This window comes from Candidatus Tisiphia endosymbiont of Hybos culiciformis, assembly GCF_964030975.1.
Classification (GTDB): domain Bacteria; phylum Pseudomonadota; class Alphaproteobacteria; order Rickettsiales; family Rickettsiaceae; genus Tisiphia.
The window spans coordinates 1066326-1083304 of the sequence record NZ_CAXIQH010000001.1; the positions used below are offsets into that span (position 1 = coordinate 1066326).

General features: G+C 35.1%; 13 protein-coding genes. All 13 read left to right on the forward strand.

The annotated features are described in order from the left end of the window. The first annotated feature begins 2 nt into the window (after window positions 1-2). The 13 genes from ACQH2P_RS05795 to ACQH2P_RS05855 all read left to right on the forward strand — a co-directional run bounded on the left by ACQH2P_RS05795 (window position 3) and on the right by ACQH2P_RS05855 (window position 16811). Window positions 3-290 (forward strand): Bbp19 family protein, encoded by a 288-nt coding sequence (locus tag ACQH2P_RS05795; RefSeq protein WP_425363406.1) that lies wholly within the window; start codon window positions 3-5, stop codon window positions 288-290. 36 nt (window positions 291-326) lie between these two features. Continuing rightward, window positions 327-1298, forward strand: coding sequence for an Rpn family recombination-promoting nuclease/putative transposase (locus ACQH2P_RS05800; RefSeq protein WP_425363407.1), 972 nt, complete (start codon window positions 327-329; stop codon window positions 1296-1298). Window positions 1299-1301: 3 nt separating this feature from the next. Next, window positions 1302-2093 (forward strand): hypothetical protein, encoded by a 792-nt coding sequence (locus ACQH2P_RS05805; protein WP_425363408.1) that lies wholly within the window; start codon window positions 1302-1304, stop codon window positions 2091-2093. 205 nt (window positions 2094-2298) lie between these two features. Further along, window positions 2299-3696 carry a phage capsid protein gene (locus tag ACQH2P_RS05810; RefSeq protein ID WP_425363409.1) on the forward strand — a complete coding sequence of 466 codons (1398 nt, stop codon included), beginning with the start codon at window positions 2299-2301 and terminating at the stop codon, window positions 3694-3696. A gap of 30 nt (window positions 3697-3726) precedes the next feature. Then, a complete protein-coding gene (locus tag ACQH2P_RS05815; protein WP_425363410.1) occupies window positions 3727-4287 on the forward strand; it encodes a hypothetical protein in 561 nt (186 codons plus the stop codon). 7 nt (window positions 4288-4294) lie between these two features. Next, a complete protein-coding gene (locus ACQH2P_RS05820) occupies window positions 4295-5215 on the forward strand; it encodes a hypothetical protein (RefSeq protein ID WP_425363411.1) in 921 nt (306 codons plus the stop codon). 64 nt (window positions 5216-5279) lie between these two features. Beyond that, window positions 5280-6163, forward strand: a protein-coding gene (locus ACQH2P_RS05825; protein WP_425363003.1) for an IS630 family transposase whose coding sequence is annotated in 2 segments (ribosomal slippage) — window positions 5280-5600 and window positions 5603-6163 — 882 coding nt in all. Because the reading frame shifts where the segments join, the coding sequence is not laid out codon by codon here. After that, window positions 6157-8868, forward strand: a complete 2712-nt coding sequence (locus ACQH2P_RS05830; protein ID WP_425363412.1) for a phage tail protein — start codon at window positions 6157-6159, stop codon at window positions 8866-8868. Before ACQH2P_RS05825 ends, ACQH2P_RS05830 begins: the two co-directional genes overlap by 7 nt. A gap of 45 nt (window positions 8869-8913) precedes the next feature. Next, complete coding sequence (locus ACQH2P_RS05835) at window positions 8914-9561, forward strand: Panacea domain-containing protein (protein WP_425363413.1); 648 nt, start codon at window positions 8914-8916, stop codon at window positions 9559-9561. After that, window positions 9554-9802, forward strand: coding sequence for a Txe/YoeB family addiction module toxin (locus ACQH2P_RS05840; protein ID WP_425363414.1), 249 nt, complete (start codon window positions 9554-9556; stop codon window positions 9800-9802). Before ACQH2P_RS05835 ends, ACQH2P_RS05840 begins: the two co-directional genes overlap by 8 nt. A gap of 262 nt (window positions 9803-10064) precedes the next feature. Beyond that, window positions 10065-10655: a hypothetical protein gene (locus tag ACQH2P_RS05845; protein WP_425362781.1), complete on the forward strand. Its 591-nt coding sequence runs from the start codon at window positions 10065-10067 to the stop codon at window positions 10653-10655. Continuing rightward, window positions 10652-12790, forward strand: a complete 2139-nt coding sequence (locus ACQH2P_RS05850) for a hypothetical protein (protein ID WP_425363415.1) — start codon at window positions 10652-10654, stop codon at window positions 12788-12790. Before ACQH2P_RS05845 ends, ACQH2P_RS05850 begins: the two co-directional genes overlap by 4 nt. Before the next feature lie 4 nt (window positions 12791-12794). Beyond that, complete coding sequence (locus ACQH2P_RS05855) at window positions 12795-16811, forward strand: hypothetical protein (RefSeq protein ID WP_425363416.1); 4017 nt, start codon at window positions 12795-12797, stop codon at window positions 16809-16811. The last annotated feature ends 168 nt before the right edge of the window (window positions 16812-16979 follow it).

Genomic DNA, 16979 nt, shown 5'->3' on the forward strand with positions numbered 1-16979 from the left:
AAATGAAACTATCAATTAACTCCTCATCCCCAGCAAATTTACTAACAAAAGAGCAATTAAAATCAATTTATTGCAAGCTTTTTAGTGGAGAAGATGGTAAGATGGTATTAGAGGATTTAGCTCAAATGAGTGGTATATATCGCAGCAATTTTGTTCGGCAGGAAAGTGATTATACTGCCTTCCTTGAAGGACACCGGGCTTTGTTCTTATATATATGCTCACAAATTTCAGAAGATGATGGAGTTAATAATATCGATGGTGCTAAAAATACTAATGAATCAGATAAATAATGACGATATTTAGCAACAATTAAAAGGTTATATTATATGTTTTTATCAAAGTTTCTTGATCCTAAAAATGATTTTTGTTTTCGTAAAATCTTTGGTACTGAAAAGAACAAAGATATACTTGTTCATTTTTTAAATGATGTTCTCAAGTTTGAAAGAAATGAGCAAATAATTAGTGTAACGTTTTTACCAACTATCCAAGACCCTGATATTGTTGTTTACAGAAAGTCTATTGTTGATGTTTTATGTAAAGATCAACACGGTAATCAATTTATAGTAGAGATGCAGGTAAGTAAGCATCCAGGATTTGAGAAAAGAGCCCAATATTATGCTGCTAAAGCATATTCTAAGCAAATACTTAAAGAAGATGAAAAACATAAAAAGTTGGCAGTATACGCTAAATTAAAAGGAGTAATATTTTTAGCAATAGCGGATTTTGTGATGTTTGAAGATAAAGAACATTGGAAATCAAAACATCGTATTTTAGATACAGAGAGCTATGCCAATGATTTACAAGATTTTTACTTTGTCTTTTTAGAACTCGAGAAATTTACAAAAAATATTAAAGAGCTAAAAACTATTGAAGAAAAGTGGATGTATTTTTTTAAGCATGCAGGAGATAGTACATTAACATTAGAAGAAATAGAGAAGTTAATAGGTAAGGATGAAATTATAAGGAAAGCATTTGAGGCAGTAGACCAAGCTAGTTGGTCAGAGGCAGAACTTAATACTTATGATCAAATAACTAAAGCCCGTTTTGATAATTTGGCGGTAGAGCAGCAGAAAATTGAAGATGCTGAAGCTAGAGGCAAAGCTGAAGGCAAAGCTGAAGGCAAAGCTGAAGGCAAAGCTGAAGGCGAAGCTATAGGCGAAGCAAAAAAAGCTATAGCTACAGCAAAAGAAATGTTAATTGATAATGAGCCAATAGAAAAAATAGCTAAATATACAAAGCTAACCCTTGAAGAAATAAAAGTGTTAAAAGAAGAAATTGAAAAGTCAAAAGAAGAATAACCTATGAGCAAAGAAGTAACTGCTAATAACTATGAAACTAGCCCTACTTCCTCTGGTAATGATTGGTTAACTAATATGCCTGAGGAAATACGCAAAGCTGAATCACTGGGCAAATTTAAGGATGTATCATCTTTAGCTCAGAGCTATTTGGAAGCAGAGAAGAGCTTGAATCAGCGAGTTGCCGTGCCAAAAGATGACAGCTCTGATGAAGAGTGGCATAAATTCTATAGTCGCTTAGGACTGCCTGAAGATAAGAGATATACTGATAAACGCTCCAAAGAAGATGAAGAATATTTAACGCGTTATGAGGATATGTTTTACCAAAGCGGGCTATCTAAAAGACAAGGTGAGAAGCTGCTTAATTCTTTGTATGGTTTTTCGCAGGATTTGCAGAAACAGCAACAAAATGATATTGAGCAAACACGTCACTCTCACATTGGTTGGCTGAAAGACACTTATGGTGAAGGTTTTGACAGTAAAATGGCAGTGATGCAAGCAGCCTTGTCTAAGTTTGGTACTAAAGAACTAGCTGGATTAATTGAAGACTCACATTACTCACCAGCTTTAGTTGATTTATTAGTTAAAGTCGGTGAAACCTTAAAATCCGACTCGTTAGTAACTGGTAAAGAGATACCAGCAATTAACAGTAGGGACGGGGCATTAGCAGAGATAGAAAAACTTGAATCTGACCCCGAGTTTGTGGTAAAATTAAAGAGTAAAGACCATACGGGACATGAGCAAGCTGTTAAACGTAGGGAACAATTATACAAAACCGCTTATGATAAAGAACGATAAAAAAATAACGTAACCAACCAATCATTAAAGTCATGATGTAGGTGATAACTCATTTTAAGGCTGCAACTTCGCAATAACCTATCATAAAAGAGCCACTAATAGCATATATACTCGAAAAATCGTTAGCTGCGTAGCGGACAACGACCACATTCTAGTATAAATGATATCGCACTTTAAATATTGATAGATTATTTGAGGAGGAAAAATGGAACAAATAACAGATGGTCTTAAAGAACAATTTGCCAAAAATATCAGCCTAGTTATTCAACAAGAAGGTTCTAAACTACGAAAATGCGTTACTAATGGTACGCAAGATACTGAGGTAATTAGCTTTGAGTCAATGACTACCCATGAGGTGGAGAGTAGAACTAGGCACCCGATTGACCCTGATAATCATTTGCATGGGCATTACGCTGATGATGGAGACCGTGACAAGCTAGAACAAATAGAATTTAAAATACCAACTATTTCAAGACGCTTTTTGACTGCTTCTGCTTACCATTGGAACGCTACCATGGATAGGAACGATAAGCTAAACCTATTAACCGATCCTACCTCACATTTTCCTAAAATGGCAGGCTGGGCAATGGGTAGACAACAAGACCGGGTTATTATCAGTGCTTTTGCCAGTCCAGTCAGAGCGGGACGGACAGGCAGCAATGTCATTAACTTTGATGTAGCTAATAATGTGGTACCGGTAGGAATTAGGGTTACTGATGTTAATTTAAGCTTAAATGCTCAAGCTGCAGTTGCTGCCAACAGAGGTATCATTAACTCGAAAAGAGCCGGACTAACAGTTGATAAACTAATAAAAGCTCATCATATCTTAAAAAAACGCTCTTTTGGTATGTATGATAAATTATACTTACTATGTTCAAGTAATCAAATCTCAGATTTATTACGCGATCCACAAATTACCAATTATGACTATAATAACGTTAGAGCTTTAGTAAGTGGTGAAGTTAATAGTTTCTTAGGATTCACTTTTATTACTAGTGAGATGCTGGGTGGTATATTTGATAATACTGGGGATGCGGTTCAATCTAGATATGCTATTAGAGACTGCTATGCCTTTAATGAAGGAGCCATAAGATTTAACACGGTCAGTGGTTCTAACAAGAAGGGTGTTGAAGAACTGTTACAATATCACTATGCCAAGGTATTATATTACAGTGAAGCTTTTGGAGCTAGCCGTGATAATGAACAAGCAGTAGTAGTAATTAAATGTTTAGAGAATTACGATCGCAATAGCCATAATGGTGTATTGTGGCAAGCAATAGCCAACGAGAATCACCGAAGAGGTGTGCATAGCATAATAATGCCATGGCAGATGTTTGGCAATCAATGTCGGAATAGTGATAATACAGAGGATATTAATGAAAATGATTTAGCAGTAATTGCCAACGACAATTTAGCTACTAAAGTACGAGGGCTTAGCATGAGGAGAGCAGCTGCCGGTGCTATTGGTGGTGGAGCTGCTGGTGTTGATATTGGTATTGGTGGTGTTGGCATTGCTGGTGTTGATGTTGGTATTGGTGATGATATTGTTGAGGATGATGACTTTGGCGGTGGTATTGTTGAGAGTGAGCATGATGATGAGTAACTTAAAAATTTATTCATTAGTGTAATTACCGTGAAATATGAGATTATCAAGAAGGCAGTAGTACTACTTGGGTCAAATGTTGGTATTAGTAGCATTGGTGGTGGCAGGATATCAAAAGCCGAGGAATTATGTGAGGAGTTTGTTAATCCTGCTATTGAAGATACTATATTAATGGTTAAATGGTCATTTGCCTTACGGAGAGTCGATAATATCGAAGGTAATAGACAAAACTTTACTGAAGTACCGGACATTAATGATTGTATTAAATGTGCGGTAATAGTGCCATCTAATCTACAATTTTATACAGAAGCAGGTAAGATTTACTTCAAGGGCGGTAAACTTACCTCGCTGTTTTACTATAGCAGAAACATTGTTGATAATTTGTTAAATAACGATACGACTATTTGGCAACAAGTACCTGCCAGCTTTAAGTTATTAGCGGCTTTATCGTTAGCCTCACAAATATCATTTGCTATGTATTCCGATAGTATATTTGCTGATGGACTAAAAAAACAATATTTGATCAAATTAGAAGAAACAAGAAGGATTTATGCGGTTGATTATAACCTAATTAATTCCGGCGAAGTGTAAATATGCTATGCAACAAGAACAATTTGTTTACTCACAGAAAAACAACTTTTCAGGTGGTGAGTTAACACCAACCATTGAAGGAAGAACTGAGCTAGCATTATATCAGAATGGCGTTAAGAAGCTGATTAATTTCATGCTATTGCCGTCAGGTGGCATTATGCGTAGACATGGTACACAATTTGTTCATTTGTTCACTGATAATGTGCCAAAGAAAATGGCAGCCGTAATGTTTTCAAGGAAATTATCCTATTTGCTGGTTTTTGAATCGCACCAGCTAGAGACTCGCTGCTTATTTTTTGTTGGTGGTGAGTTATTGCTAACTAGTAAAGTTATTCAGGATGAGGGGCAAAATTTCCATTTTCGTCCTAAGGATTTTTCTTATGTAGTGTTTCAAGGAATTGCTTATATCTCCTTTGGTAATAAGAGACCAATTTTTAAATTCTCCGTTGATCCGCAAATTGTCGAGCAATTTTACCAACATATTGAAGAACAGGCAAGAAAGAGACAGGTAGAATATGGTGAAAGAGCTGAGATAGCTTCAAGTAGTAGCTATGAGCTAGCCAGTAATTTTCCTGGTAAAGATAAGATGTTTATTATTGAGCCTCTAAAATGCCAAGTTAATTATTTTACTGTAAGGCAAGAAGGATATAATACCATACAAAAACCTTTTAATGAGGTAATCTATGGAGCGGAAGTAGAGCAAATTAACAATACATTAAAAGACCTTTACCAACGAGCAGAAAGTACAAGATATGTTGGTAATCAATCTCCCATCTACAAAGCCGAGCAGGAGAAATTATATTGTACTTCAGTGGTTACTTTTGAAAATAGGCTATGGTGCTTTGGGGTTAATAAAAATATTCATTCAATCTGGGCAAGCTATAAGGGAGATTTTAGTGATTTTAGGATGGCATATAGGACTTTATAGCACTTAACATATGGATTCAAATAAGTTATAATGATAAATAATAAAAAAATTTTATAATAGCAATATGGCATCCCCCTACAGTTACGATTTACGTTCTAGAGTTATAGAACATTATGAGAAATATAAGAAAGTAGCACTTACATGCGAAACCTTTAAAATTAGTCGGTCAATAATCTATGATTGGATTAGATTAAAGAAACAAACTGGAGATATAAAGTCAAAGGAGGGATACCAGAAAGGATATGGTCATAAAATCCCTGATTTATCGGAGTTGCGTCATTTAGTAGAAAAAGGTAACTCGTTAACGCTTACAGAAATAGCAAAAGAATTAGATAATGTTGCAAGTATAATGACTATCAGCCGAGCTTTAAAGAAACTCAACATTACTCGAAAAAAAAGACATATGCGTATAAAGAAAGAGATGAAGGAAAGCGACAAGATTTTCTCAGTGAATTAGAAAAAGTGCCGAAAGAGAAACGTGTTTATCTTGATGAAGCGGGCATAAATGATAATGAATCATATGAATATGGATGGTCAATGAAAGGAAGTCGTTGTAATGGGAGTAAATCGGGAAAACGTAGTGAAAGAACAAGTTTTATTGGTGCGTTAAATCAGAATAGTTTAATCGCATCACTAGTCTTTACTGGGAGCTGTGATAGTAAGGTATTTGAAGCTTATATAGAAAATTGCCTTGTGCCGGAGCTAAAGCCTGGACAGGTTGTCATTGCTGATAATGCAAGCTTTCATAAATCCAAAAGGGCTAAAGAATTAATTGAAAAAGCTGGCTGCAAACTAAAATTTTTACCACCTTATTCCCCTGATTTAAATCCTATTGAACATCATTGGTTTCCGATAAAAAATAACATTAGAAAATTATTAGATAAAGGTATTTCTGTATTTGAGGCAAGTTGTAGAACGTTTAAAATAATGTATGAACCTATATGTTAAGTGCTATACTAGAAGCTCGTAACCCGTTAAGTGCTTTTTCAGCTACTTTCTCCTCATCTACTTTTGATAATGTCCTATGGTCGGTGCCTTTTGCCGATGAGTTATTATTAGGCACTAGTGATGGTATTTATTTAGTCAAAGAAGGAGATCGAGCTAAGGGAGAGTTTGTTAAAATCCATAAAGAGATTGAGTTACCGATATCACCACTGAAACCAGTAATAATCGGTAAGACAATCTTCTTTGTCGAAGGTAATGGCTGTAAAATCAATAGTTTGTATTATTCACAAGAAAAAGGCGGTTTTCAGATATCAGATATCACTGCCTATGCTGAACATATATTTGCTGGTGGTATTAGACAAATTGTCGGCTGTAATAGTCCATTTTCGATGATAGTGGCAGTGTTAAAAAATGGCTCTTTTGCTAGTTTTATCTATTCGCATGATTTAAAAATTATGGGCTGGTCACAACATTGGCTGGGTGGCAATGGTCAAGTATTAGGCATCACGCCAATCTATGCGGAAAGTAGCGACATGTTATATTTGCATGTTCGGAGAAGTGATGATACTGGTGTAAGCAGTAAGGAATATCTAGAAGTGCTGCAAACTCGTTATTTTTCTGCCAAGCATTTTGTTACCGATAAAGCAGTTTATGCTGATTGTCACGTAAATATCCAACAGCCTGGAGAGAATGCTGCTTATCGGTCAATGATACAATCATTAAAGGACGATAGTGCTTATGAGTTTAGAGGTGATATAACCAAGCTAGAGCATATTGTACAAGCTCAAGCAGAAACTATCTTGAGACTTAAGCTCGATAATATTGGTGATTGTTTTAAATACAAAAATAGGCTAGTTGCTAATTATGATGAATATAGAGCTGAGATAGAGAATTTTCTGCAAAAATATTATCAAAATTATTTACCTAAGATTATGAATATTTTGGCGGTATCTTTTGCCTATCATCGAATATTCTCGCGTATTTATGCAGAATTAGACAATTTATTTTTAAATAATCCTGAAAGCTTTGTTACAATCGAGCAATTATTATATGATGGTGAACGGCTTGGTGGTGATATTATCGAAGCCGTGGAAGTATTAAATGAAGGTGATGTACCAGCTATTTTAAGAGATGGTGGTTTGATGGAATATCTGCCTAATAGTGCTTTTTCCTTTCGTCCAACTATTTGTCTGCAAATAAAAAAGCTAAATACCGAACTAATCCGGTTCATTGCTGGCACGGTGCAAGATATTATGACAACTGCTAAGCAAAATATTGATCTACAATTTGAAGTAAGTAGAGAAATACAAGAGATGCGGTCAGCGGTTAGTCATATCAATAAGAAAATATTACTATACTATGCTCAGCAGGATAGTGATAAAAAATCCGGGTTGCTAGTTAATTTAAAGAAGTTTTTTGCCAAAACTGGAGTGGATTTTTATCCGGAATTGCTAAATATTGCTCATCCAGAACTGACTAAATATATATTTGCTGAGCAAAACAAACAATTAATTAGCCAGCAAATTATTGGATTTGACCAACATACCAGCAAGCAACAAATAAATGATAAATTATCAATCATTACTAATCAATTAATCGATAAATTACAACAAATACATAGTGACAATAAGATTAATGAGCTGAGCAATTTCAAAAGACGAGAAGAAATAGTTGATTGCCTAAGAAGTATAATACTCGATAAACCATTAAGCAGAGATATTAGGGAATATATTCTGTCTGATAGTTTTAGTCAGACTATCGATAATATTGTAGATGAAGTAACAAACAGAATTGCCCCGATAATGGGAAAAGAGCGTAACTTCTCATTATCATCCTCTAGAGCGTCGGTATATAGCGAGGAAGATTATACTGAACCACTAGCGAAAAAAATATTTGAGCAAATGCAAGAACTCAAAGAAGGGCTAGCTTATTTGCAACGTAACATTATTGAGTATTGCCAGTTAATTATGCCGAGCTTTCATCCGGCTTTATTGAAAGATATTCTTGAGGATGAGAAGAGCCTAAAATTAGAAAAATATTTACTGTTATCAAAAAGATATTTTCCGGTTTTTAAAAAACTATTTCCTGATATTGGTGGTTATGAATTAAGTAGCATAGCTCGTAACTGTCTACCATCATTCCAGCAAATAAATATTGCCACTATATTGCCAATCTTTCAGAAAGTTGCCGTATCTATTATTGGTGATGAGGAATTACATGATTTGAGGATTATCGATAATGAGCTGATAAGGCTAAAACATCCGGTAAGACATTTGTCGGTAGGCTTTCCTTATTCTTCGATATTACAGACCTTTCCCCTAATATTTCCGGATGAAGTAGAACATGCTCCGAAAAAAGATGCGGAACTTGGATTGAAGGTCTTTAATAGTAAAGGTGGTTATATTGAAGAACGGCTAGATAATGGACAAATAGATAGGCAACATATTAATAGTAGATATGTAGATAGTGATGCGTTGATTAGATTGGTTAATGATAAGAAATATTTAACAACATCAACAGCTACTAAAGAAGTATGTGATTTATTTGCCACTCCTTACCAATCAGGTTGGGTGAATTTTATTATGCACGGAGAAATTAAAACTGATATTGATGTTACTTTTAAGGTTGATAAACCTTACCCAGTTAGTATACTGAAAATATATGCTAAGGCAAAGATTTTACCAAATTACAAGGGTAGCGTAAGTTAATTTGGTAAGGGGTCTAGATTCTGTGAACAAAATTTAAGAATAGTTATGAATAAAAAACAAAGAGACAAGATACTTAGTTGTTTGGATATAGCTAATTATTTTTTAGTTTTAGTAGATAGAAAAGCTGGCGATACCATAACCCAGCTAAAGCTACAAAAACTAATATATTTTGCCCAAGGAATAAGTCTTGCTTTATTTGATAGACCGCTTTTTACAGAAGAGATTGAAGCATGGAAACATGGACCAGTGACACGAGCTTTACGTTTAACATTTGGTAATTTTGAAGCTGATGGCATTCCTTCGCCTGGAGAAATAGATTTTGATATTTATAGTAAAAATCAGAAAGAATTAATTTATAAAGTCTATTCTTTTTATGGTGAGCATACAGCTGCGTATTTACGTAATTTAACACATACACATTCTATTTGGTGTGAAGCTATTATACGCCAAAATAAAATTATTACGAAAGAAGAAATGTGTAAGTTCTTTAAAACTGATGTAATAAAGGATATTAAAGATTATCTTTTATCAATTTCAAAAGAAGATATTGTTCAAATAGAAAATGCTGAAGATCAATGGTGGATGAATTATGACAGTGGAGTTCCTGCAGAAGATATTACAGAACAGCTTTTAAAAGCAAAAAAAGAATTACAAGAAAAAAGGGGGGAAATTGAGAGTTATCTGCTTGTCTAATGAAGCACTTGAGCAAAGACGATTCTGGCAGTGTACAAATCCTAAAATAGACAAACGAATTCAGAAATTGCTAGATAATATTCTCCTAACACCATATGACGGGATAGGAAAGCCTGAGCCTTTAAAACATAAATTAAGCGGTTTTTGGTCTAGAAGAATAGATCATGAGCATAGATTGATATATTCTTTTAATGATGAAACGCAAATTATCCAGATAGAGAGCTGTAAAGGGCATTATTAGGTTCTTATATCATAATTTAAAGATATAAGAACCTAGAAATAATAGGTTAGAAGATTAACAGAATGCCATTACATACCTAAGTTCTCCAGTCCACTTTATCCTCACTAGATAAGTACCAATCGGATAATGCCCTAATTCCCCGAAAGAATCGACTGCCAAAAGCAGATTTTTCAGCACATTACACAACTAATACTAGTTATAGTGTAACATATTTTTGCAACAAATTAAATAGCTAAAAATTTTTTAAAGGTAAAAAATAGCAATGTTTGATCTTCTAAATTTTTTCTCGAGTGGAGCTAGTATATTTGCTACAGGTAGCTCTTTATTTAATACTTACGCCCAGCTAAGAAGTAATAAAGAGAAAACCAAGCAGTCTTTATATGAGCAGCAGCATTTATTGAGACAACAACAGGAAAATGTTAGGTTTGACCGTCAGCAACTAATTGAAAGAACTGCGGAATATGGGGCAATATCGAGTTATCACGTTGATATGCTAAGGCAAGAGCAGTTATATAATCGCCAGCAATTGGGCTATAATATCCTGAAAACTGGCATTGGTATAACTGGCACTGATTCAGCTGGCTTATTACTACGACATATGGCTTATATGGACGAGATGAAGGCAAGAAGCGTAGAAGCTGAACATTTTCACCAAAGACCAAGATCAAACTTAAACACAGCAATGATTGATTTAAATAAGGAAGCAATTAACCGCAATATTGGTTCGATCAAGTCAGCTTCGCCTTGGCAGAATCTTGGTACAATTTCAAAAGGTGTATTTGATCTTGCTGAAATATCAAGAATTAATGAAGGGATAATAGACAAACAAAAAGGAAGTGATAAACAAAGATGAAATGGCAAGTTATAGCAGGAATAAGTCAGCAAATTAATGAAGAAGCTAAAGGCTATTTGATACGTAAACTTGAGAAAGATGCCAGTGTAGAAATGCCAAATTTATGGGCAGACTTTATTAAAGATACCACTACGCACTTACACCAATCACAGAGTAATATTGAGGTAGCTAGCGATAACAAAAGCGGTGGTTTTGGTTGCTTAACGCAATTTGATGAATTGCATCCGGATTATCTAGAAAATAACAAACCGTTCATCGAGTATTTTTTAGGCAAGTATGATAAGCGAGCTATTGACTATCTGCAACAAGCCAAGAACCCACTAACCAGGCGTATGTTGCAAGCCAAGATTAATGACTACCGAATATCTTTAGTTGGGCAAATAAGTCATACAGAAGCTAAACTGATTGATGGTAAACGTCACCATTTAGCAATTGAAGCTATCGAAAAGTTTAAGATTGCTACTTATGATAACCCTGAGCTTTATAGTAGTAATTTACAAGATATCGTGACAGCTATTAACTATCTATCATTAGTGCCGGAGGAGCGAGATCAAATGCTGATTAATGCCAGACAAGCTTTGGCATTTGCTGCAGCACTAGGCACTTTAAAACATTCGCCGGATGCTATATTAAATCCCAATATAAAGGCTGAATGGAAAGAAGATTTATCGCTTGAACAGAGGATAAAGCTAGAGGGGCAAGCAAATAATCTAATACATCATCAGCAATTATTGAGACAACATCAACTTAGTTCGCTTATCGATGCCCATTTGGCTAGTCTCCTAGCTACTGGCAAAGGTATTGATGGCATTGAAAATTTACTACAAGCCAGCTTTAATGCTGGTGATCCGCGATTACTGCAATTCAGAACCCAAGAAGCTTTATATAAGCAGGCTTTTATTATCTCAGAACAAATAAAACGCCTACCATTTAATCAAGGTCAGGAAATATTACAACAAATTGCCCCAAAGGGCGGAGATAGTGATTATAACAATAAAGAGAGAATATATCATATTTTAACCGAGCAGTTTAATAAACAGCTTAAATTGGCTAAAACAGACCCAGCTAGGTTGTTTGAGGAATTGCATGCCGACATAATACCCAAAGACATGCCATTGTCTCAACGTTATCTACTGCGGAAAAAATGGCAAGAGCAAAAAGGCATTCCTAGCTACGATCAGAGATATTTAATGGAATCTGAACGTGCTGAGTTTTTAAAAAAGCTTCAAAGTAAAGATGTTAACCAAATTCAACAAACCACTGACAGTATAATTAGTCTGCGAGATGATGAAGGTATTAACCAATATGGCTTGGAGATAATGGATGAAATCTTAAGGGGTAAAGGAGATTTAGAGTGTCTGACTCAATTCTATGCTGAGAGTAGGCTATATAACCGTAAGACTGCATCAGCCTTTATACAGATGATCGCATTAGTTAACGAGCTATCAGTAAAAAGTCAGCCATTATTTATCAGTCATGAGACTACAGAATTTAACAAAGAAATTGAAAATAATGGTATATTCAAGCAATGGGGTAAGGATTTAGCTAAAACTGATATTCAAAACGAGACAGAGATTAACCAAACACGGCAAGCCATAAAATATTTAGCTAAATACTACCAACGTACTGAAGATTTATCAATTGCCAAAGCAGTAAAAAAAGCAACCACCAAATTAATTAGTGAGGTCTATATGCGAATAGATAGTAAGAATCTGCAAATACCCCGTCAGGTGATAGCACAACGTATGATTCATGATTTGAATGCTGATAACATAGAGGCTAGTTTAGTAGAGATACAACTTGCTATTATTAACGGTAGTATAGCTTGTGATTATGGGACTATCGTAGCTGAGGGTAATGGTAGAAATACTATAGATAATATTAATGACCCAACAGGACAATATGCCGCTGCAAGAGTACGAGAATGTTTGCAACAAGGTAGATGGAAGCTAACAGCTGACAAGAAGAATGTCTATTATACTTTCCCTACCAAAGATGGTCAGTATCTGCCTGTTATGACAAAAGATGGTAATATATTAAAATTTGATTTGCTAGAGCTAAATAACCCTAAAGCTTTAGAGCAACAAAAGCAAAGATTATTACAAACTATCTCTGAATATCCACAATATGATTAGTACGATGGAAAATGATGACAGCTTAAATAGTTACTCAGGTTATCGGGCAAATAGCAAACCAATTCACCCGCGTTACTATTCTACCTTATTACCGGATCGTATATCTTATAATAGTGTCTTTGATTTGTTAGGTAGTAGTAAATGGGATGTTTGGCGAGCAGTTAGCCGGCAAGCTTATGCAGATAGTCCAAGCCTATCAACCTTATGGCGATCTTTTAACCCAGAACATATGATTGATCCTGAGTTCCAGGATATTGCTGAATATTCTGAGAATTATAATAACAAATTAACCAAAGAAGATTTTGAGCAAAAATATAGTGACTCAGGTTTAAAATATGACCCTAATTTTACTAATCAATTAGTAGAAGATATTTTAGAGAGGAAAAAGCAGCGAGAGATTAATGAATATATCATTGCTGCTGGTAGAAACGGATTAGTTGAAGCTATTGGCAAATTTGGAGCTGAGATAGTATTTGGCAATTTGTCGGTAATTAACATTGCTGCTAGCTTCGTTCCTATTGGTGGGCAAGCAAGATGGGCGGCAGCTGCTTTAAAATATGGCAGACTTCCAACAACATTAGCTAAGGGTTTTGTCTGTGGTGCTGTAGGTCAGATAGCTATCGAACCATTTCTTTATAATGAGCGACTTACTGAACAAAGACCTTATGACTTATCAGATAGTTTGATTAATATTATAGAAAGTGGTTTATTTGGTGCAACTTTACACGGTCTTGGTTATTCGGCTAAATATTTGCGGGACAAATTGTACTTACATTCCAATAAGCTGCGTACTGAGATTGAGACCTTACATCCGATAGTTGATAGTCAGTTAAAAGAGAATATTGATATTGTACTAAAAGAGACATCTCCTCAAGAGAGGATAATAGGAAATGAACAAGTCGATAGTCAAATACCAACAAGTGCCAATGCCAACGCTGAAAACAGTTCTTTATCAAGGTTAACTGAATTACAAGCAAAGAAATTACAATTAATTACGGCAGCTGAGCAACAATATCCTTTATATTCTGTCCAGCAGAGGAAAATAGCAGAATTACAACAACATATGCATGATCAGTTTGGTACTAATGGCAAGATTGAGCAAGTACCAAAATGGTTCTTGGATATTTTGTTAGAGGAAGAAGGCAAATTACAACAATTATATCAGGAGCATATTAATAATCCGGAGTTTCAGGAATATTTGATAGCAGTAAAACAATTAGATCAGCAAATTATCAATAATTTACGAATTCAGCAATGGGAGACTAAAGGCTATGATTTATCGCCTGAGGATTTATATATAGCAAGAAAGCAGCTAGAGGAAGGCAAGCATATAAATCTTGAGAATCCACAAGAAGCTGAATCTTTTTACCATGGTGATGATGAGAAGTTTGATGCTAGCAATGCTGCTCCCAATCTACAAGAGCATCTAGCTTCCTTAGAAGTTGACATAGCCCATCTACCTGAACAACAAAAGGTTACTTATCAAGCAGAAGCCATCAAGCAAGATGTTATTTACCAACGAACCGAAGAAATCTTACGCAAGGTTAAGCAAGGGGCAGACCCTTCAGAACTAGAGGAGTTATTTAAGACTCTAAGTCTCATCGAGCCACAATTAGTGGATGAGCTAAAAACTATCCATAAAGAGTTTGTTGGACAGGAAAGATTAGATTTGCTAGAGAGAGACAAAAAAATAGATATGTTCATTGATGATTTTAAGAAGGAGTACTTTGTAAAAAAAAGAAATAATGCCCTAAACTTAATCAAGATGGCTGCCATAGAGAGATTTGTTAGAAATCATACTAATAAGGTTGCTGCGATAAAAGAATATTTACGGCAAGTTGATTTACGACAAGAAACTACTGCCAAAGAGCTGTTATTTGGTCTTACAAGAGATTTAGAGAAAGCTGGTGTGATACACGAGTTTGGCGATATCAATTACCAGGATGCAATAATACAGGAATTATGGAATATCAGCCATTCTAATAAAAAGCCGACTGGTAGTGAGAGGGCAATGTTACTCGCTCAAATAATTAATAAATGGCAAATAATTGCCATCAATAGAGCTAATCTAGCAGGTGGTTATACAATACCGCTAGAAGGTTATATTACTAAACAAGAGCATAATAGTCTTAAACTCCGAGAAGCTGGTTATGAGGTATGGTTGAAATTTATCTATCCACTACTTGATCACCAGAAAATTGCTAAACTAAATGATAAAATGGATTATAAGGCAATATTTAATAATCTTGCCAGTAGCATTCATTTAAAAGACACTGACCATTATTTAAATATAGCATTTACTCACATTAAAGGTAGCAACTTAGCTGATGTGGCGTCAGCTAGTAGGAAACTGCATTTCAAATCGCCAGAAGCTTGGTTAGCATATCAAAAAAAGTTTGGTAATTACGTAGAGAATGACCTTGTTGACAAAATCATTACCCCTCTAATAAAAAGCCGATCTTTTATTGCTGATTCGATAGTTAGTAACCTTAATATACTAGGTCAGAGCATCGGTATGATGGAGAGTATGGGTTGTAATCCTGAGTTAATGCTACAATCAATCAAAGGTACTTTTACCAGGGAACTACAAGAATTAGCAACTAAAGACCCAGCTATTTTAAAGCAATTAGCAGTACTTAACAATCCGAATAGTTTTACCAATCAGTTAGACCTAATGCTAGGAGTTAAGCCACAAATACCGTCAGTTGATCGTATCCTTGGAGCTTATCGCTCTTGGAAATGTATGGCAAATCTTGGCAAAGTGGTACTTTCTTCAATACCTGATATGATAAGTTTTGTCAGTGAGTTACAAAATAATGGCATACCACTAATGAAATCTTATGCGAATATATTGCAAGTGGCAATAACTGGCTTTAATGGTGAAAAGAAAAAAGAACTTGCTAGTTTGCTTGGTGTGGCTGTAGATTCACTGCTTGGTCATAGTCATTCTCGTTTTGCAGGAGAATACCCAGTATCTGGGGGCGTATTTAAACTTACCAATGCATTTTTTAAACTAAATTTTATGGAATGGTGGGATAATGCTTGGAAATCTACAATGGGTAATTTGTTATCGCATAATTTAGCATCACAAGTCAATAAGCCATTTAATTCGCTATATCATAATTTACAGACTTTGCTTAATAGATACGGCATTAATGAAAGTAACTGGCATCTTTTTCAGCATTTAGTGCAGCAAATAGAGAATAAACCATATTTAATACCCGATATGGCACTACTACCTGATCATGTACTAAAGGAACATTTACAACTACAAAGTGCTAAAAATGCAATTTCTAGTCTCGATATAACTAGATTCAAGCAGGACTTAACCAATAATTTACGAAGATATTTACTTGACCGAGTTGATACAGCTATTGCCACTCCGCATACTGCTGAAAGGAATGCTGTATTATTTGGTAATTTAGGCATTAAGGCAGGTTCGCCAGCTGCCGCGGTGATTAAGTGTATAATGCAGTTTAAAACTTTTGCTTATACTTACATTACTAGACCCTTAAAATCAATAACCATCGATCAAATACCAACTCATCAACAAATAGGTAGTGGCAATTTATTGGATTTAGGAACATGGAAGGATATTGCTAAATCAATGAGAAACCCAACTAGTATTAAAATGTTGTTTCAGTTATTACCTGGTTCTATAGGGCTTGGTTACTTATCAATCAATGCTAAAAGGTTGTTTGACGGAAAAGAATGGCTTGATCCAAATGAAGAAGGAGTATTTATGGCATCCTTATTACAGGGTGGTGGTCTTGGATTATTTGGGGATTTTTTCTTTAATGAGTATGATAGTTACAATAATCTGCTTAAAGCTTTAGCAGGAACTATGGGTAGTGACGTCATCGATTTTGGCACAATAGTTACTTTAATTAAAAATGGTGAGGTGGATAAGGCAGAAGAGTTGTTTAAGAAATCCCTTCAAAGAAACATCCCAGGCAGGAATTTATTCTATCTACAGCCGGCTCTGTGTGGATTCCATGAATGTAAAGGCTTGAATTGGTGATGTGTGATGCAAAAATATCACAACAACGAAAAAGTGTTATTCTTAGTAATGGCACTATAGTGAAACACATTGAATTAGGTGACAAAAACATAGCAATAATTCAAATAATTGGTTAGGTTCTAGATAGCCTCTCCGTCATTGCGAGGAAGCCACTTCAGTGGTGACGAA